The 24333-nt window shown below is 48.7% G+C and carries 25 protein-coding genes; 4 read left to right on the top strand and 21 right to left on the bottom strand.

All coding sequences use genetic code 11. The annotated features are described in order from the left end of the window. Nucleotides 1-134: 134 nt before the first annotated feature. From KNO61_RS09205 to KNO61_RS09195, 3 genes are all read right to left on the bottom strand, one after another. A complete protein-coding gene (locus KNO61_RS09205) occupies nucleotides 135-494 on the bottom strand; it encodes a response regulator (RefSeq protein ID WP_214734528.1) in 360 nt (119 codons plus the stop codon). Nucleotides 495-585: 91 nt separating this feature from the next. After that, nucleotides 586-945 carry a YxeA family protein gene (locus KNO61_RS09200; protein ID WP_078147681.1) on the bottom strand — a complete coding sequence of 120 codons (360 nt, stop codon included), beginning with the start codon at nucleotides 943-945 and terminating at the stop codon, nucleotides 586-588. A gap of 124 nt (nucleotides 946-1069) precedes the next feature. Next, the gene (locus KNO61_RS09195) at nucleotides 1070-2728 is read right to left on the bottom strand and encodes a glycerol-3-phosphate dehydrogenase/oxidase (RefSeq protein ID WP_214873036.1); all 1659 of its coding nucleotides are present in this window, start codon (nucleotides 2726-2728) and stop codon (nucleotides 1070-1072) included. Between the two features lie 261 nt (nucleotides 2729-2989). On the opposite strand from KNO61_RS09195, the gene KNO61_RS09190 reads away from it, so the two are divergent. Beyond that, on the top strand, nucleotides 2990-4105 hold the full coding sequence (locus tag KNO61_RS09190) for an NADH-dependent flavin oxidoreductase (RefSeq protein ID WP_214810897.1): 1116 nt from the start codon (nucleotides 2990-2992) through the stop codon (nucleotides 4103-4105). A gap of 38 nt (nucleotides 4106-4143) precedes the next feature. On the opposite strand, the gene KNO61_RS09185 is transcribed toward KNO61_RS09190, so the two are convergent. Continuing rightward, the gene (locus tag KNO61_RS09185; protein ID WP_214779836.1) at nucleotides 4144-5475 is read right to left on the bottom strand and encodes a polysaccharide deacetylase family protein; all 1332 of its coding nucleotides are present in this window, start codon (nucleotides 5473-5475) and stop codon (nucleotides 4144-4146) included. A gap of 17 nt (nucleotides 5476-5492) precedes the next feature. Continuing rightward, nucleotides 5493-5675, bottom strand: a complete 183-nt coding sequence (locus tag KNO61_RS09180; protein WP_214810894.1) for a hypothetical protein — start codon at nucleotides 5673-5675, stop codon at nucleotides 5493-5495. Nucleotides 5676-5802: 127 nt separating this feature from the next. Between KNO61_RS09180 and tnpB the strand changes: the two genes are divergently transcribed. Beyond that, a complete protein-coding gene (gene tnpB, locus KNO61_RS09175) occupies nucleotides 5803-6891 on the top strand; it encodes an IS200/IS605 family element RNA-guided endonuclease TnpB (protein ID WP_214873034.1) in 1089 nt (362 codons plus the stop codon). Nucleotides 6892-7008: 117 nt separating this feature from the next. Here the strand turns inward: tnpB and KNO61_RS09170 are convergent, their stop codons facing one another. The 12 genes from KNO61_RS09170 to KNO61_RS09115 all read right to left on the bottom strand — a co-directional run bounded on the left by KNO61_RS09170 (nucleotide 7009) and on the right by KNO61_RS09115 (nucleotide 18933). Next, nucleotides 7009-7557: a GNAT family N-acetyltransferase gene (locus KNO61_RS09170; RefSeq protein WP_214810890.1), complete on the bottom strand. Its 549-nt coding sequence runs from the start codon at nucleotides 7555-7557 to the stop codon at nucleotides 7009-7011. 31 nt (nucleotides 7558-7588) lie between these two features. Next, nucleotides 7589-8431: a TVP38/TMEM64 family protein gene (locus tag KNO61_RS09165; RefSeq protein WP_214810888.1), complete on the bottom strand. Its 843-nt coding sequence runs from the start codon at nucleotides 8429-8431 to the stop codon at nucleotides 7589-7591. 137 nt (nucleotides 8432-8568) lie between these two features. Continuing rightward, nucleotides 8569-10164: a CTP synthase gene (locus KNO61_RS09160; protein WP_214873032.1), complete on the bottom strand. Its 1596-nt coding sequence runs from the start codon at nucleotides 10162-10164 to the stop codon at nucleotides 8569-8571. Nucleotides 10165-10411: 247 nt separating this feature from the next. Then, nucleotides 10412-10891, bottom strand: a complete 480-nt coding sequence (gene rpoE, locus KNO61_RS09155; RefSeq protein WP_012727404.1) for a DNA-directed RNA polymerase subunit delta — start codon at nucleotides 10889-10891, stop codon at nucleotides 10412-10414. A 436-nt stretch (nucleotides 10892-11327) separates the two neighbouring features. Further along, nucleotides 11328-13454 carry a heterodisulfide reductase-related iron-sulfur binding cluster gene (locus KNO61_RS09150; protein WP_214873029.1) on the bottom strand — a complete coding sequence of 709 codons (2127 nt, stop codon included), beginning with the start codon at nucleotides 13452-13454 and terminating at the stop codon, nucleotides 11328-11330. A gap of 91 nt (nucleotides 13455-13545) precedes the next feature. Next, a complete protein-coding gene (locus KNO61_RS09145) occupies nucleotides 13546-14262 on the bottom strand; it encodes a hypothetical protein (protein ID WP_214873027.1) in 717 nt (238 codons plus the stop codon). Nucleotides 14263-14269: 7 nt separating this feature from the next. Further along, nucleotides 14270-14788: a GNAT family N-acetyltransferase gene (locus KNO61_RS09140; protein ID WP_214734831.1), complete on the bottom strand. Its 519-nt coding sequence runs from the start codon at nucleotides 14786-14788 to the stop codon at nucleotides 14270-14272. Nucleotides 14789-14956: 168 nt separating this feature from the next. After that, on the bottom strand, nucleotides 14957-15385 hold the full coding sequence (locus KNO61_RS09135) for a hypothetical protein (RefSeq protein WP_078147691.1): 429 nt from the start codon (nucleotides 15383-15385) through the stop codon (nucleotides 14957-14959). Continuing rightward, the gene (locus KNO61_RS09130; RefSeq protein ID WP_078147692.1) at nucleotides 15385-15801 is read right to left on the bottom strand and encodes a YwiB family protein; all 417 of its coding nucleotides are present in this window, start codon (nucleotides 15799-15801) and stop codon (nucleotides 15385-15387) included. The genes KNO61_RS09135 and KNO61_RS09130 overlap by 1 nt, the downstream gene beginning before the upstream one ends. A 51-nt stretch (nucleotides 15802-15852) precedes the next feature. Then, nucleotides 15853-16413, bottom strand: coding sequence for a GNAT family N-acetyltransferase (locus KNO61_RS09125; protein WP_214810876.1), 561 nt, complete (start codon nucleotides 16411-16413; stop codon nucleotides 15853-15855). Nucleotides 16414-16447: 34 nt separating this feature from the next. Beyond that, entirely contained in the window at nucleotides 16448-17110 is a 663-nt protein-coding gene (locus KNO61_RS09120) for a Type 1 glutamine amidotransferase-like domain-containing protein (protein ID WP_214873024.1), read from the bottom strand. Nucleotides 17111-17229: 119 nt separating this feature from the next. Next, nucleotides 17230-18933 carry a glycoside hydrolase family 13 protein gene (locus KNO61_RS09115; RefSeq protein ID WP_214810865.1) on the bottom strand — a complete coding sequence of 568 codons (1704 nt, stop codon included), beginning with the start codon at nucleotides 18931-18933 and terminating at the stop codon, nucleotides 17230-17232. 213 nt (nucleotides 18934-19146) lie between these two features. On the opposite strand from KNO61_RS09115, the gene KNO61_RS09110 reads away from it, so the two are divergent. Further along, nucleotides 19147-19611: a GNAT family N-acetyltransferase gene (locus tag KNO61_RS09110; protein ID WP_214810862.1), complete on the top strand. Its 465-nt coding sequence runs from the start codon at nucleotides 19147-19149 to the stop codon at nucleotides 19609-19611. A gap of 47 nt (nucleotides 19612-19658) precedes the next feature. After that, nucleotides 19659-20423: a MerR family transcriptional regulator gene (locus tag KNO61_RS09105; protein WP_214810852.1), complete on the top strand. Its 765-nt coding sequence runs from the start codon at nucleotides 19659-19661 to the stop codon at nucleotides 20421-20423. A 9-nt stretch (nucleotides 20424-20432) separates the two neighbouring features. Here KNO61_RS09105 and KNO61_RS09100 read toward each other — a convergent pair whose 3' ends face one another. Genes KNO61_RS09100 through KNO61_RS09085 form a run of 4 tightly spaced genes read right to left on the bottom strand, consistent with a single transcriptional unit; the run spans nucleotide 20433 to nucleotide 24314 of the window. After that, the gene (locus KNO61_RS09100; protein ID WP_078147698.1) at nucleotides 20433-21083 is read right to left on the bottom strand and encodes a hypothetical protein; all 651 of its coding nucleotides are present in this window, start codon (nucleotides 21081-21083) and stop codon (nucleotides 20433-20435) included. A 4-nt stretch (nucleotides 21084-21087) separates the two neighbouring features. After that, the gene (locus tag KNO61_RS09095) at nucleotides 21088-21837 is read right to left on the bottom strand and encodes a hypothetical protein (protein ID WP_078147699.1); all 750 of its coding nucleotides are present in this window, start codon (nucleotides 21835-21837) and stop codon (nucleotides 21088-21090) included. A 33-nt stretch (nucleotides 21838-21870) separates the two neighbouring features. Next, entirely contained in the window at nucleotides 21871-23001 is a 1131-nt protein-coding gene (locus KNO61_RS09090; protein ID WP_012727419.1) for a glycosyltransferase family 4 protein, read from the bottom strand. Next, nucleotides 22989-24314 (bottom strand): nucleotide sugar dehydrogenase, encoded by a 1326-nt coding sequence (locus KNO61_RS09085; protein ID WP_196431291.1) that lies wholly within the window; start codon nucleotides 24312-24314, stop codon nucleotides 22989-22991. The genes KNO61_RS09090 and KNO61_RS09085 overlap by 13 nt, the downstream gene beginning before the upstream one ends. Nucleotides 24315-24333 lie beyond the last annotated feature (19 nt).

Raw genomic sequence — 24333 nt, 5'->3', positions numbered from 1 at the left:
TATACACGTTTGGGAAAAGTTCCCCCGTGTAATTCGTTCCCATTATAACACACCGTAAAACATGTGCCCATGCTATTCGGGCATAGAAATGACTTAGCGCAAGCGTTTACATATGTCATCTTGGTGACGAAACGTCAAATTTTCAAGACTTCTTTCACTTTTTCAATCATCCCATAAATATCAAACGGTTTCTCAAATTGTGCCGTGATCCCGAGACGGCGCACTTCTTCAATCACCGTTTCTTCCCCAAACGCCGTCATGATCATGACAGGTGTGTCTAACGGTTTCTCGCGCATGCGACGCAATACTTCATGTCCAAACATACGAGGCATATTCATATCGAGCAATACCAAATCATATTGCTCCCGCTCTAAAAACTCCCAGGCGCTGATGCCGTCTTGCGCCGTGTCCACGTCTACACCCATGTTTGTGAACAATTGCGCGAGCATCGTACGAATTCCGTCCTGGTCATCTGCTATTAACATCCGTGACATGCATGTCCCTTCTTTCATTCATCGTTTACCATATTCAAACAATTTAACCTTACCAAACTCATCTCTTTTTCGCGACGTCTATCTTTTGAAATCAAGGGAACGATGGCTCGGAATTGTCTTCTTCCTGTTCTTCCTTCAACTGTTCAGGTACGTCTAGGACATTCACCTGCTCGTAGTCGGTCACTTCCGCATCTTCTTCTTTCACGAATACCCGCAGATAGTTTCCTTCCGGTAACAACCCCGAAGTGGCAATCGACAGAGGACGTTTTTTTCCATCCTCGTCGTATCCGATGAGATCATAGCGATAACCGGATGAAGTTTGTGTCGCCACTTCTGCACTTGGGACTTTGACATAATAAACATCGGCCAATAATCGATTGGGATCGACATAACGCCACCCTACTACTAATAGAATGCCAATCAATAGGATGGCAACGAGATTTCGTTTCATAAAAAGTTCTCCCTCAATCTAAGAATCACTACTTATGAGGTATACCGTTATTCCGAATCGACGAAACCATGCCACAAAAAAGGTTCATCCTGTTTAGAATGAACCTTTCCTTCGATACAGTGGATTACGATTCGACAGTCACAGGCACAACTGCGATTTCAATCTCCTTCTCGACCTCTTCACGCTCTTCTTTCAAACGCTCATCCGACCATTTGAAGACGTCGGCCATGCAGCGAAGGACACCGTCTTTGTGTTGACGTACGAAATCGATATCAAAGAACATCGCTCCGGTCCGACGAATCAAGAAGTCGATGGCACGAACGACCGATTCTTCTTCAACGCCATAAATCAACTGTGCATAGACGACCTCTGGCAAGTCATACGCGTTCGAGTCCATCCGCTCGATGACGCGGTCAATATTCGAACCGTATAGACGGACGAGTTCTTCCGCGTGCCCCGCGTCGAGACCGTGATTTTGAAGTTCTTTCGTTTTCTTCTCAAGGAAGTCTTTGAATCCTTTCGAACCGCCGACGTGACCACCTGACATCGGCATATGCTTCGTCCGGCTCGCCAAGTAAACGACGCCTTCTTCTTCTTTCAACAATTTGGCGACGAGGTCGACGACTGTTTCTGACATCTTCCGATATCCTGTCAATTTACCGCCGGCAATCGTGATCAAGCCGCTGTCTGACTGCCAAATTTCGTCCTTACGTGAAATTTCAGAAGGGTCCTTTCCTTCCTCATAGATCAACGGACGAATACCCGCCCAGCTCGATTCCACATCGTCTGCTGTGACATGGACGTCCGGGAACATATAATGGATCGCATCCAAAATATAATCGCGGTCCTCTGTCGTCATGCGTGGATGCGCTTTGTTTTTATCGAAGAACGTATCCGTCGTTCCGACATATGCTTTGTTTCCGCGTGGAATGGCAAAGACCATGCGCCCGTCTGGTGTATCAAAATAAATTGCCTGTTTGAGTGGGAATTTCGATTGATCGATGACGAGGTGAATTCCCTTCGTCAAACGAAGTTGTTTGCCTTTTTTCGAGTTGTCTTCTTCTCGTAACTCATCGACCCACGGACCTGTCGCATTGATGATTTTCTTCGCATAGACGTCATATGTCGACCCGTCGATTTGGTCTTCAACGTGTACACCGGCTACTTTGCCGTTCTCATAAATCAACCCTGTCACTTTCGCATAGTTCATAAGAAGCGCACCATGATTTGCCGCTTCTTTCGCCACTTCGATTGTCAATCGCGCATCATCCGTCCGGTACTCGACGTAGTATCCACCACCGACTAAGTCATCTTTTTTGACGAGCGGGGCTTTTTTGATGACTTCATTCGGCTTGAGCATCATGCGACGTTCTGCCCGTTTGACGCCTGCGAGGAAGTCATACACCATAAGTCCGATTGAAGTTGAGAAGGGGCCAAACGTGCCTCCTTTATGCATCGGTAACAGCATCTGTTCCGGTGTCGTGACGTGTGGACCGTTCTCATACACGATGGCACGCTCTTTCCCGACTTCTGCGACGAGCGCCACTTCAAATTGTTTCAAATAGCGGAGTCCCCCGTGAACAAGTTTCGTCGAACGACTTGATGTCCCGGCCGCAAAGTCTTGCATCTCGAGGACAGCTGTCTTCATCCCACGCGACGATGCATCGAGCGCAATCCCCGCTCCTGTAATCCCGCCACCGACAACAAGAACGTCATGACGTTCGCTCGTCAGTTGTTCATATCGTTTCGCTCGTTCTTTCGCTGAGAAATTTCTGATTTCCATCTTATTCCCTCCTATAGTAAGTACGGTTCAATGAATAGAAAAAGAGACCACAACAAAAACAAGGCTTCCCCCTTCTGTTGTGGTCTCTCTATTGTCTCGAACCGAATATCAACTTTTCTCCTGTATTATACCCTATTCTTTTCAGTTCAATCATCTCTTACGCTTATGTAATCTGTAATGTGTTCATTCACAAGCATCCGACTCGCATTTTTGAGTCGAGAAGCTTAGACTTCAAGGTATCATGTTGAAGGAGGATTTCAGATGAAACGTATGTTACAACCTTTTCAGTTCAAAAATGGCGTCGAAGTACCGAACCGCCTTGTATTGGCACCGATGACACATTACTCATCAGAGCCAACGGGCGAAGTATCCGAGCATGAGCTCGCCTACTATCGGAAACGGGCGCAAAACGTCGGGCTCGCCATCACGGCTTGCGCGTACGTGACAGAAGACGGGAAAGGGTTCCCGAACGCATTCGGGGTCAATGACGACAAATTCATCCCAGGTCTCCGTCAGTTGGCGGAAAGTTTAAAAGCGGAAGGTGCAAAAGCCATCCTTCAAATTTTCCACGCTGGACGGATGTCACCACCTGAACTCGTCCCGAACGAACAACCTGTCAGTGCAAGTGCTGTCGCGCCTGTCCGAGAAGGCGCCATCACACCACGTGCCCTCGAGACGTCAGAAGTCGAAGCCATCATTGAGGCGTTCGGTGAAGCGACGCGTCGCGCCATCGAAGCCGGATTTGACGGAGTCGAGATTCACGGAGCGAACACCTACTTGATTCAACAATTCTTCTCACCGCATTCAAATCGCCGTGAGGATCGCTTCGGCGGTGATGTCCACGGACGTTTGACGTTCCCACGCGAAGTCATTCGTCGTGTCAAAGAAGCCGCTGCAGATGCAGAAGACTTCCTCGTCGGCTATCGCTTCTCACCGGAAGAAATCGAAGAGCCAGGCATCACACTCGACGACACGGATGTGTTACTCGATATGATTTTAGTAGAGGGTGTCGATTATATTCACGCGTCTCTCTGGAACTTCAACACAGCTTCCATGCGCGATGAGAACGTCACGGAGCGTTCGATTGACCGCATCGCCAAACGGATCAATGGTGCCATCCCACTCATTGGAGTCGGGCAACTCCAACGTCCGGCGCAAGTGGAAGACGCACTCGACGTCGTCGATTTTGCCGCACTCGGTCGCGAACTGATCATCGATCCAGAATGGCTCGAAAAAGTAGAATCGGACCGCGAAGACGAGATTGAGACAGAACTCGACTTGAACAAGCAAGCCGAACTCGCCGTCCCAGCTCCACTATGGAACGCCATCACGACACGTGCCGGTTGGTTCCCGATTAAAGATCAAGAAGTGAAATAAAAAAATGAACCTGCCGTTTATCACGGCGGGTTCATTTACTATTTCAACGTCAAGAGCTCACTCATCGTCACAAACGTGTACCCTTCACGTTTCAGCGCATCGAGAACTTTCGGCAACCCTTCAGCTGTGGACTCATGAATATCATGCATCAAGACAACAGCACTTGGATGGACATTGTCCATAATCAAGCGATACATTTGATCGGCATTACGGTGACTCCAATCAAGAGAATCGACCGTCCATAGTGCAAGGGTCTGCTCCTTTGTCTGAATGATTTGCTCAATCATTTCATTTTTAGCCCCGTATGGTGGACGAACCAATGATGGGCGTTGTCCCGTAAGCCTCTCAATTCGTTCATCAACCTGTTCGAGTTCCTCTTTGACTCCCTTCTCAGACAATTGTGTCAAATCCGGGTGATGTTCCGTATGGTTTGCTAGCTCATGACCTGACAACGCTACCTGCCTCGCCACATCAGGATAGAATTCCATCTGACTCCCTAACATGAAGAACGTAGCACGCGCTTGGTATTTCTCAAGCGTCTCAAGGATGTGAGGTGTCACGATTGGATGTGGTCCATCATCGAATGTCAGTGCAACATACTTCCCATTAGGTTCAAGCGGCTTATTTGAGGGGTTCATGATTGGAGAATCTTCTTCTTGTGTAGTGGGCGTATCTAATTTGGATAACAAAAACGGCTCAACTTCCTTCATTGGAATATGAACTTCTACCACACCTGCCGCTCCCGCTGCCACTTCATACTCGTCAAATATGACATCTAGACCAGAGGACGTCAGTATCCACTTCGTCGATTTAGGATGTTTAATCGCTTCACGTAACTGATTCTCAAACACGTATTCTCGATGTTGTAATTGTGTGATGACGCTATGCTTGAACCATTCTAATGCATGTTGGTCATCACGTAAGACATCATCCCATTCAATGAACGTTCCGTCCGAAAGGTTCATCCGAAATACGTCGACAGTGGTTTGACCATTCGCACCACCAGTGAATGCATAAGTATGAACGACTAGCGTATATTCTCCCTCATTCGTTTGATATGTATCGGTCTGAATATTTAAGTGACCCGTTTGACCGTGACTAGGGGTGAGGTTGTGTTGAAATGCTTCTTTCTTTTCTAAAATGAATGCATCCAGCTCCTCGTTTAGCATTTCATAATCCGTTCTCGGAACTGAGATTGATGTCGTATATCTTTTCGCTTGTTCACTCTCTACCGTTAAATGTAACCCGGGGTATTGTCCGGTAAAGGATGGTGTCGGAACTTCTTTAATCGTTGGGGCGGCTCCCGCGATGTAATACCATGTACCCATCCCAATCAATAACGTCATAATAACTAACATGTGTCGTCTCATTCTTATTCTCTCCTATTTCATTCAATCGATTCGATTGTATCAAACTCTTCACGAATGAAATCGTCAATATGGCGACAAATATATACAAAATCATACAAAACAGGTACGTCGTCTTTAACAAAAGTAGGCGAGAATTCTCCCTCCTCTAAGCGTCTCGGGGCGTAGCCCAGCGTGGGTGGGAGATGAATCGCCCGGTCCAAAAGTCTTTTCCCCCTGTGACAGATATGACGAACAAAAGTTCGTGATTCCGTCAGATTCTCCCTCCCCTTCCGCGGGTATCGGACGAGGAGGATACATCACGATCTTCTGGAGGGAGGAGGGACGGACATGCTGAAAGGTTACACATACAGGCTCCATCCGACGCCCGCACAGGCCGATTTCCTCATCAAGACGATCGGCTGCGCCCGGTTCATCTACAACAAGCTGCTCGAGGACCGCATCGCCATCCGCGATGAGGCGAAAGCGGGGATCGTGACGAGACGGAAACCGGCGACACCCGCCTCCTACAAGCCACTGTTCCCGTTCCTCGCCGAGGCGGACAGCCTCGCGCTCGCGAACGCAAAGCTGAACCTCGACACCGCGTTCGCGAAGTTCTTCGCCGGGACGGGCGGCTTCCCGGCCTTCAAATCGAGACGGCGGTCGCGCGCCTCCTACACGACGAACAACCAGCACGGTACGATCCGCATCGAGGACGGCAAGGTGAGACTTCCTAAAATCGGGTTCGTGCGGTTCACACAACATCGCCCGTTCGAGGGCGTCATCCGGTCGGCGACGGTCTCGATGACGAGGACGGGCAAGTTCTTCATCTCCATCCTAGTCGAACAGGACGATGCACCATGGATTCCAGTCGAGCACAAAGTCGGGATTGATCTCGGCCTGGAACATTTCGCCGTCATGACGAACGACGCGATGGTCTCGGAGAAGATCGAAAACCCACGTTTCCTTCGTAAGTCCGAAGAAAAGGTCAAGAAGGCACAGCGCGCGCTGTCACGCAAGAAGATCGGAAGCAAGAATCGTGAAAAAGCCAGGCTGATCCTCGCCAAGAGACACGAGAAAATCGCCAACCAACGCAAGGACTTCCTTCACAAACTGTCGAGACGGATCGTTGACGAGAACCAAGTCATCGTCGTGGAGACATTGAAGTCGAAGGACATGATGAAGAACCACAAGGTCACCAAATCGATTGCAGATGTCAGTTGGTATGAATTCGTCCGGCAACTCGAATATAAATCAAACTTCTATGGACGGACGCTCATCAAGGCAGACCCCTGGTACGCATCGACCCAGATCTGTTCCACTTGCGGAGTAAAAGGCGAGAAGAAGACGGTGGATGTCCGTGAATGGACGTGTGCCTGTGGCGCGCACCATGACCGTGACATCAACGCGAGCATCAACCTGTTGATGTTGGCTGACTGACAACCCTTCAGGGCAGGGGCTGCCCGACGAGCTTGGTCCATAACCGTGGCTGGTAGGAGCACGGTCTTTCCAAGAAGCTCCCACTTCAATTTGCGAAGCAAATAAGTGGTGAGTAGTTCACATAGACGTCGTACCTGTTTTCATCCATTCTTCCCGTAATATACCCATCCGAATCGAATCATAGCGCTTCTCGTTCACGACACGCACTTGACGGATTCGACCTTCGAGTTGCATCCCTACTTTTTCAGCGACCCGCATCATCCGTTCATTCCCGGACCACGTCGTCAAGCCGACACGGACAACGGGTAGCGTCTCAAATAGATGCTCGGTCCATAAGCGAAGGGCACGCGTCCCGACACCACGATTCCAGCGGTCGGACTGATGCAGGATGATGCCCATCTCGAGCCATTCTCGTCCGGCATCTTCGAAATAGTAAGAAACGGTCCCATATACGGTTTCATCGACCTCAATGACCCACATGTCTTTTTTTTGAATGAGCGACTGCTCGATTTGCTGAAACTCTTCGTAGGACATCGCCTTATGTTCGAAGTAAGGAGCGTCCCATTGTTTCCACTCCGGTGTTGCATCCCGGTAAATCAATTCCCATAGTCGGACTAAGTCTTGTTTTTCAATCGGTCGAATGACCACTTCTTGATCTTGTCGCATGTTGTCTTCCTCTCTATAGATTGCCCTTACCTTATTCTTGTGTCCCGTTCGAATCTCCTTTTTTTCGTTTGCGCCAAATGAACGCAAGAATCAAGACAATCACACTTGCCATGACAGAAGCGATCGCGATTGGACTCGAATCGGTCATAAACAATTGTCCGATGGAGACAGAGTAGGCAAGTCCGAACGACGTGACGAGTTTTGCCCCGAACGCGATGCCCGCAAAACGCGGGAAGGGCACGCGACTAAACCCAGCAGCGAGACAGATGACCTCATCCGGCAAAATCGGAATGATGAACAACACGAGCAATACACCAAGACCGTATCGATCGACATATCGATCGTATGTCTTCAGTTTCTCTTCATCGACCCAACGAATCATGCGTCCTCGGCCAAACCGGGCCAACCCATACATAACAAAGATGCCAAGCGTAGTCGAGATGCTTCCGACTAAAGCCGCACGAAACGGTCCGAGCGCGACACTCCCAATCGGCACACTGACCGCTTCCGGGACCGGCAAGGCAATCGGTTGTAAAAAGCTAAATGCCGAAAACACCCAGACCGCCTGTCGTTCATATTGTGCTAATAGACGATCCAACCCGTATGTGTCATAAAAGACGAGTCCGAACGAGACATAATAGACGAGAACGAAAATTAAGAAGAGCGAGAACGTGATCTTCCACATCTGCTTTAGGATGACGTTCGAGCCGTGCCGAATCGCCCGCAGTAACCCGACCGAAAGAGCGAGTAAGACAATGCCCGTCCAACCGAGCTGGTACGGCAGTAAGAGAGAAGGCAAGACGACGAACGGCAACAGACTGAGCGCGACAAGCCCCAATCCATATCCAAGATAAATCGAATGTCGTTCTTTCATGAGCCATCACCCTCTCCCCGTTCTACTTCTAGTGTACCCAGAAAGTGAAGGGGATGTATCCTGCCGAGGGCACCTTCCCTCTCATGCTTTTGACGTAGAAAAGCCACGATCCGGAATGGACCGTGGCTTTCAATCACTTATTCTCCAAGTGACGCTTGGATGAAGTCATGGAATAGACGTTGTGGACGTTCTGGACGCGAAATCAATTCCGGGTGGAACTGTGATGCCACGAACCACTTGTGTTCTGGAATCTCAATGATTTCTACGAGACGACCGTCCGGGCTCGTACCTGAGAACTTGAAGCCTTCTGCTTCAAACGCTTCACGGTACTCGTTGTTGAACTCATAACGATGACGATGACGTTCGTAAACGAGCTCTTGATCGTATGCGGCATGCGCGTTCGTCCCTTTTTCGAGTTTACATGGATAGAGTCCGAGACGAAGTGTGCCGCCAAGGTCTTCGATGTCCTTTTGCTCTGGGAGAAGGTCGATGATTGGATACGGTGTCGATGGATCGATTTCAGCCGTATGGGCACCGTCCAACTTCAAGACGTTACGGGCAAACTCGACCGTCGCGAGTTGCATCCCGAGACAGATTCCGAAGAATGGCACGTTGTTTTCACGAGCAAAACGTGTCGCTTCAATCTTCCCTTCGATTCCACGCTCACCGAATCCACCTGGAACGAGGATTCCGTCCGCATCGCCGAGGATGTCTGAGACGTTTTCAGCCGTCACGTCTTCTGCGTTGACCCAGTCGATGTCGATATCCGCGTTGAACGCATAACCCGCATGTTTGAGTGCTTCCGCGACCGAGATATAGGCATCACGCAATTCGACATATTTCCCGACGAGTGCGATTTTCACTTTCTTCTCAAGGTGTGTGACCGTGTGGACGAGTTCTTTCCAAGCCGTCATGTCAGCAGCCGGTGAATTGAAACCGAAGTAGTCATTGACGAGTTGGTCCATTCCTTGTTTTTGAAGGTTGAGTGGTACTTCATAAAGTGTCGATGCGTCTTGCGCCTCGATGACCGCTTCTTTGCGCGTATCACAGAAGAGGGCGATTTTTTCACGCATGTCTTCTGGGATATCGTGCTCCGTACGGAGAACGATGATGTCTGGCTGAATTCCGTAGCTGCGAAGCTCTTTGACACTGTGTTGTGTCGGTTTTGTCTTCATCTCACCTGCTGCGCGAAGGTAAGGGACGAGTGTACAGTGGACGTACATGACGTTCTCTTTCCCAATGTCATTCTTCACTTGGCGAATGGCTTCGATGAACGGAAGGGACTCGATATCCCCGACTGTTCCACCAATCTCTGTAATGACGACATCGGCGTTCGTCTCGCGTCCTGCACGGAAGACACGGTCTTTGATTTCATTCGTGATATGCGGAATGACCTGAACCGTCCCACCGTTATAGTCTCCACGACGCTCTTTCTTCAAGACAGTTGAATAAATGCGCCCTGATGTGACGTTCGCGTTTTGCGACAAGTTGATGTCGATAAAGCGCTCATAGTGTCCGAGGTCAAGGTCAGTCTCAGCGCCATCATCTGTGACGAATACTTCTCCGTGTTGATACGGGCTCATCGTACCTGGGTCAATGTTGATGTATGGGTCAAACTTCTGAATCGTGACGTTGAGTCCTCGATTTTTGAGTAGACGCGCGAGCGAAGCTGCCGTGATCCCTTTACCGAGCGAAGATACTACCCCGCCTGTTACGAAAATGTACTTTGTCATGTTTCTTTCTCCTCTCTTGAATACCAACCATCGGGAAACGAAAAAACAAAAAAAGCAAAAGTGCCCCCGAAAATGGAGGACACTTTTGCTGCATCGTTACGTGCTAAACTAGCCCATGACTAATTTACGCCAGAGACGATGCAGTCGTCAAGATTTTATTTTTTCTTTTTTTCAAGTCGATGAACACGACTAAAAAAGAAAAAGAGACACGCCTAGCCGGGCGCAATGCCCGGCTTTTTGCGGTCTCTTATAAATCATCCTCGTCTTCGAGATCGAGGTCGTCGTCCAAGTCGTCATCCTTGAAGTCATCAAGGCCTTCTACTTTTTCTTCTTCGTCCTCATCATCGAATTCAGATGAATCGTAATCTTCAACTTTTGCGAATACATCCAAGTCATCTTCGATATCGACGATGCCTTCGTCTGCTTCTTCGAACTCTTCTTCGAATTCGTCAAGCTCACCACGTTGACGTGCTTCGATAACGAGATCTTCATCCGACTTATCGAATGGGTACCAAACGCGAAGCGCCCAACGGTTTGCTCCTAAGTTGACGAACAACCCGTCGATGTTCAAATCGGTGTAAAGTTGTGCGATTTTCTCGAGTTCTTCCTCTTCACTCGCAAACGTATAGTTTTGCTTGATTTTTTCGCGAATCTCATCAAAAGAAACAGGCTGTTCGCCAGTTTCTTGGAGAAGTTCATAAACGAAATCAATCAACGATTTATTCATTAAAGGACACTCCTTTTCCGTCACTAGTTAAACATCACTCCTCATTATAAACAAAAGCGATATGAAAAAGCTAGGGAAAATTATGATTCATGTATTCTACTCGGACGAACTCGGAACCAGTACAGGCTGATTAATCCAATATTGAAAATCCACGTAAGTCCTAGAACACCGAACATCCATGCTTTTGGAATTTGAAACGATAATTCCTCGTTTACTGTCTGCCCAACGTACAAACCGTATCCTAACAACCTAATCATTAAGAAGGGTTTTCGCCGTCGTCGCCACCGATGTACGCACACTTGCAGAGAACGAAAAACAACTGAGCAGTCAAATCAATGCGCTCATTCCTGAAAATGAGACGAACATCGCGGCCCTCCTCGAGCAAATGGGGCCGAAAAACAAACAAGGCACGGTCCGAGGACCGTGCCTTCATGTATTATTGGACAACTGGTTCTGGAATCTCGATGGCCTTCAGCGAGCGATCGAGCAATTCGACGACATCGAACGTGCCGACGGTCTCATCGACTTCTTTCGCTTTCGTTCCATCTGATAACATCGTCAAGCAGTACGGACATGCCGAACCGATAACAGTCGGTTTCGTCTCAAGCAACTGTTCTGTCCGAGCCACGTTGACACGTGTCCCGACTTTTTCTTCCTGCCACATGAGACCACCACCGGCTCCACAACACATACCGTTTTCACGGTTACGTGTCGCTTCGACGAGTTCGACACCCGGTATGCGTTCTAGGACGAATCGTGGTGCATCGTAAATGCCGTTATAACGACCAAGGTAACAAGAGTCGTGATAGACGACACGTTCATTCACTTGAAGGTCTGGTTGGATTCGACCCGTATCGAGCAACTCTGCGAGCAACTCCGTATGATGATACACTTTCACATCAGTCAAACCGAAGTCCGGATACTCATTTTTGAACGTATTGTACGCGTGCGGGTCGACCGTGACGATTTTCGTCACCCCATACTTCTCAAATAGTTTAATGTTCGCTTCGGCGAGTTCTTGGAACAGCAACTCGTTTCCGATTCGACGTGGTGTATCCCCTGAGTTTTTCTCTTCATTTCCGAGAATGGCGAATGAGACGCCCGCCTTGTTCAAGACGCTCGCAAAGCTCTGCGCGACTTTTTGGCTACGGCTATCGTAAGACCCCATCGCGCCGACCCAGAAGAGATACTCGAATTCCTCGCCTGCTTTTTTCTTCTCTTTCGCCGTCGGGATGACGAGCTCTGTATCCTTACGCCAGTTCTCGCGTTCTTTCCGGTTCATTCCCCACGGGTTTCCTTGACGCTCGATATTGGCGACCGTACGCTGTGCCTCAGGGTCCATCTTCCCTTCCATCATGACGAGGTAACGACGAAGGTCAATGATTTTATCGACGTGTTCGTTCATGACCGGACACTGGTCTTCACAGTTACGGCAAGTCGTACACGCCCAGATTTCTTCTTCCGTGATGACGTTGCCGATCAACTCGTCTGCGACGAGCATATGACCGTCTTGCGCAGCTGCTGCGATTTCAGCACCTTGCGTGTTTTGGAACATGAGCGCAGGTGCCCACGGTGATTTTCTCGTGACCGCCGCACCTTTCATATTCATATGGTCACGAAGTTTGACGATTAAGTCCATCGGCGACAACATCTTCCCAGTCCCTGTTGCCGGACAAACATTCGTACAACGTCCGCATTCGACACAGGCGTATAGGTCGACGAGCTGCTTCTGGTTGAAGTCTTCAATCTTGTTGACCCCGAAGACAACCTCTTCATCCGACTCTTCCGCTTCTTCCATCGCTGAAAAATCGACAGGTGCCAAGCGACCGACTTTGTGTGTGCGCCCGAGCCAGACGTTGAGCGTACCGGCGATCAAGTGCGCGTGTTTACCTTGCGGGATGTAGACCATGAAGCTGAGTAAGAATAAGAGGTGCATCCACCAAAAGACGACGAACAAGGCGAAAGCGACCGGACCTGGTACCCAAGCAAACGCTGAACCGATGAGTGTCGCGACCGGTTCGCCCCACATTGGAAGCTCTTCCTTATAGACGAGGTAAAACCCGTTCCCGAACAAGACGGAAACCATCAACCCGCCGATGAAGATGAGGGCGAGACCTGCTAAAAAATTTCGTTTCAAGCGCACGAGCTTCTCGACGTAACGACGGTAGAATCCCCAAACGACCGCGACGAGAATCATGAGCATGACGATTTCTTGCATGAACGTAAAGATTGGATAGAGGGGACCGAGCGGGATATGAGGGAAACGTGTTCCGACCGCTAGTCCTTTCCAAATGAAATCAATCGCCCCGAATTGGACGAGGATGAAGCCATAAAACATCATGACGTGAATGGCGCCACTCTTCTTATCCTTCAACAGTTTCTTTTGACCGAACACGTTGATCATGACCTGTTCGAGTCGTTCTTTGTTCGTTTGGCTCCATTCTGCCTTCTTCCCGAGCTTGATGAACGTATAACGCTGATGAACTAGCGTAGCAAATAAATACACACCATAGCCGAGGACGAGCAAGAATAGAATCCAGTTGACGATTAAAAATGTAGACATCCCCAAAACTCCCCCTTTGAAAACGGATTCAATCTTGAATTCAGTATATCAAATGATGAATGAACAGTCATTCATTTTTATGAAGTTCTCGTCAGAAGTTTAGAAGATGTTTCAAGATGAGCAATAATCCCCCATAACTGCACACGGCCAATACGAACGTGCGGAAGTGCAGATTTCGATCCGATGGGAGTTCAAACTTCACGATATTGAGAATCATCGCTCCGGCCACGAAGGCAAAACAGAGCGCCTCAACGTGCGCGGCCAAGTCAATCCAGCGTGAGAAGAACCCACCGAGCAAAATCCCACCACTCAACAAATAGCGTCCTTGTCGCATGTAACGTTCACCATAATGGCGATTTAAGTCATGACCGAGCGCTAAAAAATGCACGCCGAGCGCTGTCGCATAGAAGCTTCTTGCAACGAATGTCACCGAGTCGGCCGTCACCACGTACGCCGAAAAGGACATATAGGCCGTGAGAAGTGTCACCTGTAGCCAATACGAAACGGTCCGATCGACCGCCTCATCTTGAAAGTGAGGGGTTCGAACGAACCGCATCGTGCCATAAAATACCGTGAATCCGATAAGACTGACGATATAAATCTCAGAAAATAACGCCAAATTCAACCAATCGACACGAAGCGTGTCCTGGCGTTTGTTCAGAGACGGCAAAAGATACATGAAGAAGTACGTGATGGCGATTCCGCTCGAGAATGAGAACCATTTCTTTGAGGGAACGGTCTCTTCCCGGAACAAATAGATGCCGAAGAAATTAATCAGCGCCAAATAGATGATAATCCAGTTCGCCATCTCGTCTTCACCCTTTCAAGTCAATCCAAAACCGCTCGACGATCGTCCCGTCTTCTTCCGTATACGGTGTGTCCGCGACGCCCCCATTGTTTAAAATGACTTGACGAGAAGCGACGTTTGTCCGATTACACGTGATGAGTGCACGCTCGATTCCGAGCTCTTTCACTTTCTCAAGCGCAAGTTGTAGTTGGATGGTAGCGAGTCCGCGCCCGCGCGCACTCGGTTTCACCCCGTACCCGACATGCCCACCAATCTTCAAAAGTGATTCATTCAACTCGTGACGAATGTTCGCCGCCCCGAGAAGCTCTTCTCCATCTGTGAGCCAATACGTCGTGCTCGGGACCCAGCCTTCCTCTATGTTCTCACGTAACTCTTTCTGACGTAATGTGTTGACGTACGCCTCGAAGTCTGTCGTTTCACGGTCCACCGAGGTCGGGACAATCCGCTCATCCCGCTCGTACCATTCCTCTAAAAATGCGAGAATCTGTTCTTTTTGATCGACAGACGTCTTGATTAGTCTTAACATCCCATTTCCCCCTTTATTCCTTTCCATTCGTGTTCTCTAAATTGATTTCCTTGTTCCTTCATCTTAGGGAACGCACAATTGAAATAAAATAGACGTTCTCATCAAAGTTTGTCCCCTTTCAGGCATGAAAAAAAGTGCCACCTTGTTCAGATGACACTTTCGGTATGCTTATCCTTCGAGTCCGAGACGTTGCGGCATGTGTGGAGCAAGTTGTCTCGCTTCTTCTAACCGTCCTGCCTCGACGAGCGTATGGAAATGTAAAAACTGTTCGTGCGATGCATCACTGATGGCTGCTAAATAATCGACGTACCGATCGTAGACCGCTTTGTCTTCTGACCGCGCCTCAATAAGTGCGATGTACAGGCGAACGGTGTCTTCCCCGTAAAGGAGCGGGAACTCATCGTTCAATTGAAGCAATTTATCAATCGAATTGACATCGACCCCGTTCTCTTGGTCGTAATGCATGATAACTTGTTCAGCGTGGTCCTCGAGGCGACCGCGCCACTCTTCGTACTCTTCTTCGTTCGTTTCGAGCATCTCGAACCAGTCTTCGTTCAACATCTCTTCAATCTTGTTTACGCGTTCTGTAAAGTTCATCAGTCTTCTCCTCCTTCAAATGTCCACGTGACATGTACTTCATATATGCCAACATCTTCTTCATTCATGGACAACTCATATACGAACGTACATGATTCTTCCGAGACATCGAGGCGCGATGTCGTCGTCGCCATCGTCATCGACATATATGGATTCTTATATAAGCTTTGCGTGAAGCGACCTTCGATGAAGGAGTGGTTCATCTCAATCGGTCCCTTACAAATCAGCGCCAATCGTTCCGGCGTGTACTTGATTGTCGTCGGGACCGCCCCGTCCTCTTGTTGTTGGTCAAACATTAAAATAAAGCCAGTCTTCAATGGATAGTATAAACCGTCTGCCGAGAGCTCGATTGACTCTGGCATGTCACTCATCCGTGTTGTTTGCTGGACACGCACGCGAAGTGGTTCAATCGCCATGCTCATCCCCCTTTCCGTCAATTCATCGTACCATATGTGGTAGGAGTCGTTCTATCGACGGCGCTTCGTTTTCACATAGACGAGATGGTCTACCCAATCTTCGTTCTCAAAGATAAACCCTTCTCTCGTGCACTCATACGACATGCCGACACGCTCCGCGAGACGAATGGATGCTTTATTATCGAGATTGATATGTGCCTCGATTCGTTGAAAGTTCAAGTCGTCAAAAGCAATACGCATCGCCAGGTCGACTGCTTCTGTCCCATACCCCTGACCCCAATGTTGATTATGAATCGTATACCCGACCCTCCCCCATTGAAACGCATCTCGCGCCAAGGTAGAAAAATCCACCATGCCGAGATGTATCCCATCGTCAAGCCGGAAAACGGCGAAAACATGTGCCTCGTCTTCAAGCGCAAGTGCCTGATGATTGTCGACTAGCTGGTCAAACCAAACGGACGTACAGTCGCTCATGTCTAATTTCCCGGGATCGTACACGTGTTGCGAAATACGACGATTTGTAAATCCACTTAACCACGCTTCATAATCTTGTTTCTCTAACGGTCGTACGATGATTCGATTCGTTTTTCGTTGATGAGTAAATCGGTTCAATCTCTCAGGTCCCCTTCCTATTGCTTTTATACAGTCAGAAAAACTTCTTCCAATTCCCTTCCGAAATCACATCGACCTTCCCATCCTTCACGCGAATCGCCGTCTCGTCGTCAATCGCATAAGCCGGTGCCTGTAGCGCTTCCGCCCAATCTGCTGCATGACGTGACGTGTTCCCCGGCAACATGTCATGGTCGAGATGTGGAAAGATCGAGAAGTCGACAAACCCTAACGTCTCATCGCTCTGCTCATCGGATGCGCGCCATCCGACAAACGCTTCTCCAATTCGTGGTGTCATCACCATGCTACCTGCACTCAATCCGACGTAGACACCTTTCCAGGACGGGAGCAGCGAGGCTACCTCGGACTGTTTCATCCAATGGTAGAGAAAGAGCGGATCGCCCCCATTCACCAATAATACGTCTGCCTTATCAAACGCCGGTCTCCACACCGACTCATCGATACTCGGGAGTGCGCTCAGTTCGAGCACCCCAACCGACTTCCAGCCCAACTCACACATCGGCGTCGAGAAATCCCCATTGAAAAAGTTCCATGCGTGTTTCGTTCCCCCGTTCAACGCATAAATGGCTGTTGGGATACAGAGTACATTACACTCTTCAATCGGCTTGTCTAATAACTCGAGAAGTGCTCGTTTGATGCTTTCGTTCTTAATACCTGCTGACGTTAATAACAGTTTCATTTACGTTTCCTCCTTCTCATCTCCCTATAAGGAGTTCGCATGAGTCGCCGTTATCCCCTTTTTCCAACAAAAAAAGGCCGTAGACGAATTTTCGTCCACGACCTTGAAGTTCTGAAAAATTAGCTAATTTTATACACGCGACCTTCGAACGGTTTCAAGTGAAGGAGCGATGATTCCGCATCGCCTTCAACCGGCATGTTGCTCAAGACGACATCTTGCGCACGAAGTGTCTGATCCATATCAAACATCGTCTCTTTCGCCGTCAAGTTCGTGACGACGAGGTACTGCGTGTCACCGAGCGTACGCGTATACGCATAGACTTCCGGGTGTTCCGGCAAGACGACATCATATGCCCCGTAAACAAACGTCTCATTATCTTTACGAAGTTGAATCATCTCTTTATAGAAGTTAAAAATTGAGTCCTCATCTTCAAGCTGTGATTCGACGTTGATATCCGTATAGTTCGGGTTGATGCCGACCCATGGCTGCTCTGCGAACGTGAATCCGGCGTTCGGGGCATCACTCCACTGCATCGGTGTACGCGTGTTGTCGCGTGACGAGTTCCACGTGATGCGCATCATCTCGTCATGACTCTTCCCTTGTTCGACACCGATATAGTAGCGGTTGCGTGTCGCGATGTCATCATATTGATCGATCGAATCGAATTTGACGTTCGTCATCCCGATCTCTTGACCTTGATAGATAAACGGCGTCCCTTGCATGAGGAAGTACATCATCGCAATCGACTTCGCGCTTTCTTTCCAGTAACGCTCATCGTCTCCCCATTTCGAGACCGTACGCGTCTGGTCATGGTTTTCGACGTAAAGGGCGTTCCATCCATCGGCCTCAAGTCCTTTTTGCCATTTCGTCAACACGTTCTTCAAGTGAACGACATCGAGTTTCGAATCGACATCTTCACTCCAAAGGTCCATGTGTTCGAATTGGAAGACCATGTTCATCTTCCCTTCCTTTTCACCGACCCATAGATGGGCATCGTCAGGTGAGACGCCGTTCGCTTCACCGACCGTCATGATGTCATGTTTATTGAACGTCTCGTCACGAAGCTCTTCTAAATAGTCGTGAATTCCGTCCACGTTCATGTGCATCTCGAACGACGGTACAAAGTCGAGGTCGTTCGGGTTTGGCAAGTCGGCGAACGTCGGGTTCTTGCGGATGTGGCTGATTGCATCGACACGGAACCCGTCGATCCCTTTTTCGAGCCACCAGTTGATCATATCGTATACCGCTGTACGCATCTCAGGATTTTCCCAATTGAGGTCCGGCTGTTTCTTCGAGAAGACATGCAAGTAGTATTGCTCCGTCGTTTCATCGAATTCCCAAGCCGAGCCACCAAAGATCGATTCCCAGTTATTCGGCTTCGACCCGTCCGGTTTTCCGTCGCGCCAGATATACCAGTCGCGCTTCGGATTGTCTTTTGAGCTCTTCGATTCAATGAACCAAGGGTGCTCATCCGACGTATGGTTGACGACGAGGTCGAGCAACAGCTTCATACCGCGCTGATGCACTTCGTCCAATAAGCGGTCGAAGTCTTCCATCGTACCGAACTCGTCCATGATATCTTGATAGTCACTAATGTCATAACCGTTATCATCGTTTGGCGATTTATACATCGGGCAAATCCAGATAACATCAATACCGAGGTCTTTCAAATAGTCGAGCTTATCAATGATTCCTTGAATGTCTCCAATTCCGTCCCCATTCGCGTCATAAAAGCTACGAGGATAAATTTGATAGGCGACGGCTTCTTTCCACCAGTTGCGTTTAAGCGTTTGTGTTTGTTGTTCTCGTTGTAAAAGTTGCATGTGATCTAGATACTCCTTATCCCAAAACTCACTGCTCATCATTTATACTTATCTTATTCGTGCTGTGAACTTTATATCATTAGCGCAATCGTTTGCACGATGCAATAAATTTATCTTACCAAAAAACATTCGATGATACAAAGATGTTTCATCAGCATACTCAACGTGTACCCTACACGATTTTGAAAAGAAATGAAAGCGAGGTGCTTCATCATGTTTCGATTTGCTACACTTGAGGATTTTTCAGCAGTCGATCAATTGATTTTAAAGAAAGCAAAAGAGTTCCAAGTAGCCGGAAAGTCGCAATGGGTCAAATATTTAGAGCCGAGTCGTTCCGACTATGTCCGTCACGATTTGACGAACGGGACGGTGTTTGTCTACGAACGAGATCAGCAAGTCGTCGGTGCCGTCAGCCTGATTCCTCCGACTGACTGGGACCATAATCTATGGGACGACCCGGACGGTGCCGTCTACTTGCATCGACTCGTCACAGACTCGAGTGCAAAAGGTGAACGCATCGGGGAACGTTTGATGCAGCATGCCTTAGCAAACACGTCTTCGACCATTCGATTGGACTGTGTTGCCGATAACGCCTTCTTAAATAACTACTATCCTCGGTTCGGTTTCCACTATATCGGCGAACGAAATGGATTCTCACTGTTTGAAAAAAAGGCTTGACCTTGACGTGACGTCAACCTTTACGCTTTGACTAAGGAGGTGAAGGGATGTATTCGATTCAACAACTTGCGTCACTCGCTGGAACGACAACACGAACGCTTCGACATTATGACGCAATCGGTCTTCTCATTGCGAACCGTGACGCCAACGGCTATCGGCGTTATTCTTCGCGCGATGCGGAACGGTTGCAACTCATCTTACTCTATCGCACGCTCGATGTTCCTCTCGATCAAATCGGAGAATTGCTTGATTCAACGACGTTCAACCGGATTGATGTGTTGAGTGGACATATCGAGGCGTTGCGACAGAAAGCAGCCTATTTCGCTAAGCTTGCCGAGACGGCAGAAGCGACCCTCACCTCACTCAAAGGAGGGATTCCAATGGATGACAAGTCATTATTTGATGGATTATCTTATGAGGAGATTCAAGCTCACGAGGCGAAACATCAAGAGGAAGTGCAGGAACGTTGGGGAGAGACTTCAGCTTACAAGACAGCACAAGAACGTGCGCAGAAGCGATCGAAAGCGGACTGGGAACGCATCAATCAAATGCAACTCGATTTGATTGCGCCACTCGTTGATTTATTTCGTTCACAAATCGCAATCGATGACGACCGAGTTCAATCGATTGTGAAAGACAATCATCTGTTCATCGACACACACTTTTACGACTGTTCACTCGATATGTTCAGTGGACTCGGACAGATGTATGTGACGGATGAACGATTCACCGCATTTTATGATCGCTTCGAGCCGGAGCTCGCTGCGTATTATAACGAGGCCATCCAATACTATTGTATCGCGAACAGTTAAGTCCAAGCCTCAGGCTTGGACTTTTTTTCGTCGCTCGGTGTCTTCTTGCGGTCCTATTTGAAGATGTTTTTGTAACATCGGGAGACTCGTCGCCAAATAAATATAAGGGAAGGTCGAGAAGTTGTCCGTTCCACCTGTATAGATTACTTCACTCGTTAGTGGGGTCCATCCTTTCTTCGTCCACTGGCAAAGTCGAACTTCTTTTCTCGATGTGTGGTTATGGAATCCCCAATATGCTTCTCGTTGTCCCACTGCCATCGATGGGGTGATGGTTAAGATGGGACAGTTCATTTCTTGTAACAATCGTTCGTTCATTTCCGCAACTTCGTACATGATGATGACGTCCGGTTGCAGGTGTCGAATCGTATGTTCCGCTTTTTTATCTTGTAAGGAAACGACACGCGTCATACGCTGTTCCGGAATCGAATCGTCACAGAAAGCATACCGCGACTGCAACTCCGCGATTCGTTCTCGACTGAACCTCCGCATTATGGGAGTCAGGAAGGAAATGTACGATTGTGTCAGAAGTTCTTTCCACGTGTTGACATGCGTCGGTGTCGGACCATCTTCCATGATCACATGTGTGACGCCTAAATCCCGTATCGCTTGATAGACAAGTGTTGAACTCCAGTGGTCGCCCGTGCAGAGTACAACTCGCATTTTCTCATCTCCCTCCACTTTGGTTTGCGGTTTGACGCATCTCTCGGACCGCCACATCAAATGAACCAAACATTTGTTGAATGTCTTTTAATGTCGGACGATTGCCCTTTTCTTTTTGCCACACTTCATAACCCCATGGCGAGAGAGCGGTCAAATGTTCATCTGCCTCGTGTAGCGCGTCCATCATTTGCTTCTCCGTGAACAGCTCTCGCGTTGAGATGCCAATCTCGTCTAACGCTTGGGACCAAGACCCGAAACGCCTCACCACTTTCGTGATACTCGGACGTTGGTTCTGCTTGGCCCATTTGGCATAAGCGGTCGACGTCAATGGATGAAGCTCTTCATTGGCATCAAGTAATGATTGGATGATTTCACATTTTTGATCGAACGAGATGATACTCTTCAAATTCGCCTCAATCAGTGCCACTTTCCACGATCCGAACTGAATGACGACCTCTGTCAACGTCGGTGCATCATTGGTCATGGCCCACTTTCGATAATCGGCACTATTGAATGAATCATGCTCTTTCGCCGCTTCACGAAGCATTTGAATCATTTCCTTCTTTGTGAACCGTGGCGTTTGCTGTTCCAACCCAGCCAAACGCAGTACATTCGACCATGATCCGTACATTTCTAATAATTCCACCACGGTTGCCCCGCCGTGAATCTTTTGCCATTTCTGATACATGTAGATGGTGAGGCGACCGTCCGAAGAAGCCTCTTGTAAGTGATCAATCAGTTGTTGCTTTCCCATGTCGCCTCCCCCTTACGTGATTGACGTATCGGTTCATCCCACTTCACGGCTACTAATTTGTGCGAACAGGTGAAGTTGACGACTTAAAATTTTCGTTTCGTCAAATTTTTCTTCGACCACTTCGCGACCACGTTGCCCGAATGAATAACACTGTTCAGGATGTTCAATGAACCAGCGCATCGCCAAGGTCAGTGCCTCAGGTCGACCGACCGGAACGAGAAAGCCGGTTTCCCCATCCGTGACTTCTTCTCGACAGCCACGGATATCGGTAGCGATGACAGGTAATCCGGACGCCATGGCTTCAAGAATAGAGCGTGGCAATCCTTCACGATAAGAGGGAAGTAAAAAGACGTCGTGTGCTGCAAATAAAGAGGGGGTATCCCGAACGAATCCGGCGTAATGAATCTGTGGATTTTGGGCTAAATGCGCCTCGACTTGTTTCGCCGTCTCTTGATCACGTTCACTCGTCATCAACTCTCCAGCAATCGTCAACGTCGCGTTCGGATAGCGTTTCGTCAGTTCATCGAACGCCTGAAGTAAATCTAGGATTCCTTTTTCTTGAACGAGCCTTCCGACAAACAAGAACTTTAAATGTTCTGGGGAAATGTGTTTCTCTGTCGGATAAAATCGATTTAAATCAATCCCATTTCCGAGATGCATCAATCGTTCGTCCTCTTTGAAATGTCTTGTTTTAGCGAGTGAGTAATCTTCCTCGCTTTGGAGCAACAACCAATCGGTCGCTAATGCCGCGAGTGATTTCTCTAACCAGAAGACGAGTTCGTATGCGATTCGACCCATTCGTTCGTGGAAGTAAAATCCATGTGCGGTATAGAGAATATGTGGTGTCCTGGCAATGCGGGCCGCAACTCTTCCTAACGCTGCGGCCACCGGGGTGTGGACGTGAATGGCATCATATTTTTCGCGGCGCAATAACCTCACCAACTCTTGAATGGTCTGTAGATTACGCTTCGGGCTAAACTTTCGATCGATTGGCAACGTATGAATGACCCATCCTTCGTCCCGAAGACGATCCGTCCGATCACCGTAAGCACATGCGACGTCGACTTCGTGTCCTTCCGCCTTCAGCGACTCAATGAGAGGACGTAGCAACACATCCGCTGTCATATCGACGGCGCAGAACTGGAGGATTTTTAAAGGCGCCATAAGTGCACCTCCTCCGGCTTCATCGCACGATCGAGCATGCCTTTCAAGTCAATGACGATACCACGGCCTAACTTCAGCTGGCGTTTCGCAATCGTCCATCCTTCTTGAACGAATTCATCGTGAGACACGGCATAGATGACGACGTCCGCTGGTTTTAAGTCACAGTATGATTTGACGTCGATTCCATACTCTCGTCGCACCTCTTCCGGATCGACGAGCGGGTCACACACTTGCACTTCTAGGCCGAACTCCTCGACCTCTCGAATCAAGGAAGCCACTTTCGAATTGCGAATATCACTGACGTTCTCTTTGAAGGACATCCCGAGGACCGTCACGCGCGATCCGAGAATGGCCATGTTTTGACTGATCATCGTTTTAATCAGGGATGTGGCGACGAAACGTCCCATCGTCTCGTTGATTCGACGACCTGCTAAAATCACTTCCGGATGATAACCGAGCATCTCAGACTTCATCGTCAAATAGAATGGGTCGACGCCGATACAATGACCACCGACTAGACCTGGTCGGAAGTTTAGGAAGTTCCATTTCGTCCCGGCAGCCTCTAACACCTCGAGCGTGTCGATGTTCATGCGATCGAAGATGATGGCCAATTCATTCATCAACGCGATGTTCAAATCGCGCTGTGTATTCTCGATCACTTTGGCCGCCTCAGCCACTTTAATCGAGGAAGCGCGATGAACGCCGGCATCGACTACCGTCTCATAAACAGCCGCTACCACATCGAGTGTTTCTTCATCCTCGGCAGCTACGACTTTTTTGATTGTGCGGAATGTATGCTCACGGTCGCCCGGATTAATTCGTTCTGGAGAGTAGCCGACTTTAAAATCAATCCCGGCCCGGAGACCCGATGTTTTTTCAAGTAATGGGATACACTCTTCCTCTGTCAGTCCCGGATAGACCGTAGATTCGTATACGACAATCGTGCCCGGTCGCAAATGCGCTCCAACAGCACGAGTCGCGCTACAAATCGGTCCTAGATCTGGTTGATTTTGATCATTGATGGGTGTCGGCACAGCCACGATAATGAAATCCGCCTCTTCAAGTTTGGCGACATCCGTCGTATATAAGACCGCTGCTTGCTCAAGGTCTACTGATTCAACTTCTCGCGTGCTGTCGAGATGAAGGGTAAGCTCATTGATACGCGTTTCATTGATGTCTACTCCGATGACGTCTCCTACGCCACCTAGCGCAACAGCGACAGGGAGTCCGACATATCCTAGTCCGACAACAGCTACGTGACGATTGGCAATGGTTTTTCGTGTTGTACGTGATTCTGAGATGAGTTTATCCATGTCCATCTGCCTCCTGAGA

This window comes from Exiguobacterium sp. s140 (assembly GCF_018617035.1).
GTDB lineage: Bacteria > Bacillota > Bacilli > Exiguobacteriales > Exiguobacteriaceae > Exiguobacterium > Exiguobacterium profundum.
Note: the sequence above shows the minus strand (reverse complement) of the source record. Positions and strands in the feature narration are given on the sequence as shown.

Excerpts from the sequence above, each read along its gene's own strand:
- KNO61_RS09205 (WP_214734528.1), bottom strand. The coding sequence starts at position 494 with ATGTCACGGATGTTAATAGCAGATGACCAGGACGGAATTCGTACGATG.
- KNO61_RS09200 (WP_078147681.1), bottom strand. The coding sequence starts at position 945 with ATGAAACGAAATCTCGTTGCCATCCTATTGATTGGCATTCTATTAGTA.
- KNO61_RS09195 (WP_214873036.1), bottom strand. The coding sequence starts at position 2,728 with ATGGAAATCAGAAATTTCTCAGCGAAAGAACGAGCGAAACGATATGAA.
- KNO61_RS09190 (WP_214810897.1), top strand. The coding sequence starts at position 2,990 with ATGAAACGTATGTTACAACCTTTTCAGTTCAAAAATGGCGTCGAAGTA.
- KNO61_RS09185 (WP_214779836.1), bottom strand. The coding sequence starts at position 5,475 with ATGAGACGACACATGTTAGTTATTATGACGTTATTGATTGGGATGGGT.
- tnpB (WP_214873034.1), top strand. The coding sequence starts at position 5,803 with ATGCTGAAAGGTTACACATACAGGCTCCATCCGACGCCCGCACAGGCC.
- KNO61_RS09170 (WP_214810890.1), bottom strand. The coding sequence starts at position 7,557 with ATGCGACAAGATCAAGAAGTGGTCATTCGACCGATTGAAAAACAAGAC.
- KNO61_RS09165 (WP_214810888.1), bottom strand. The coding sequence starts at position 8,431 with ATGAAAGAACGACATTCGATTTATCTTGGATATGGATTGGGGCTTGTC.
- KNO61_RS09160 (WP_214873032.1), bottom strand. The coding sequence starts at position 10,164 with ATGACAAAGTACATTTTCGTAACAGGCGGGGTAGTATCTTCGCTCGGT.
- rpoE (WP_012727404.1), bottom strand. The coding sequence starts at position 10,891 with ATGAATAAATCGTTGATTGATTTCGTTTATGAACTTCTCCAAGAAACT.
- KNO61_RS09150 (WP_214873029.1), bottom strand. The coding sequence starts at position 13,454 with ATGTCTACATTTTTAATCGTCAACTGGATTCTATTCTTGCTCGTCCTC.
- KNO61_RS09145 (WP_214873027.1), bottom strand. The coding sequence starts at position 14,262 with ATGGCGAACTGGATTATCATCTATTTGGCGCTGATTAATTTCTTCGGC.
- KNO61_RS09140 (WP_214734831.1), bottom strand. The coding sequence starts at position 14,788 with ATGTTAAGACTAATCAAGACGTCTGTCGATCAAAAAGAACAGATTCTC.
- KNO61_RS09135 (WP_078147691.1), bottom strand. The coding sequence starts at position 15,385 with ATGAACTTTACAGAACGCGTAAACAAGATTGAAGAGATGTTGAACGAA.
- KNO61_RS09130 (WP_078147692.1), bottom strand. The coding sequence starts at position 15,801 with ATGGCGATTGAACCACTTCGCGTGCGTGTCCAGCAAACAACACGGATG.
- KNO61_RS09120 (WP_214873024.1), bottom strand. The coding sequence starts at position 17,110 with ATGAAACTGTTATTAACGTCAGCAGGTATTAAGAACGAAAGCATCAAA.
- KNO61_RS09115 (WP_214810865.1), bottom strand. The coding sequence starts at position 18,933 with ATGCAACTTTTACAACGAGAACAACAAACACAAACGCTTAAACGCAAC.
- KNO61_RS09110 (WP_214810862.1), top strand. The coding sequence starts at position 19,147 with ATGTTTCGATTTGCTACACTTGAGGATTTTTCAGCAGTCGATCAATTG.
- KNO61_RS09105 (WP_214810852.1), top strand. The coding sequence starts at position 19,659 with ATGTATTCGATTCAACAACTTGCGTCACTCGCTGGAACGACAACACGA.
- KNO61_RS09100 (WP_078147698.1), bottom strand. The coding sequence starts at position 21,083 with ATGCGAGTTGTACTCTGCACGGGCGACCACTGGAGTTCAACACTTGTC.
- KNO61_RS09095 (WP_078147699.1), bottom strand. The coding sequence starts at position 21,837 with ATGGGAAAGCAACAACTGATTGATCACTTACAAGAGGCTTCTTCGGAC.
- KNO61_RS09090 (WP_012727419.1), bottom strand. The coding sequence starts at position 23,001 with ATGGCGCCTTTAAAAATCCTCCAGTTCTGCGCCGTCGATATGACAGCG.
- KNO61_RS09085 (WP_196431291.1), bottom strand. The coding sequence starts at position 24,314 with ATGGATAAACTCATCTCAGAATCACGTACAACACGAAAAACCATTGCC.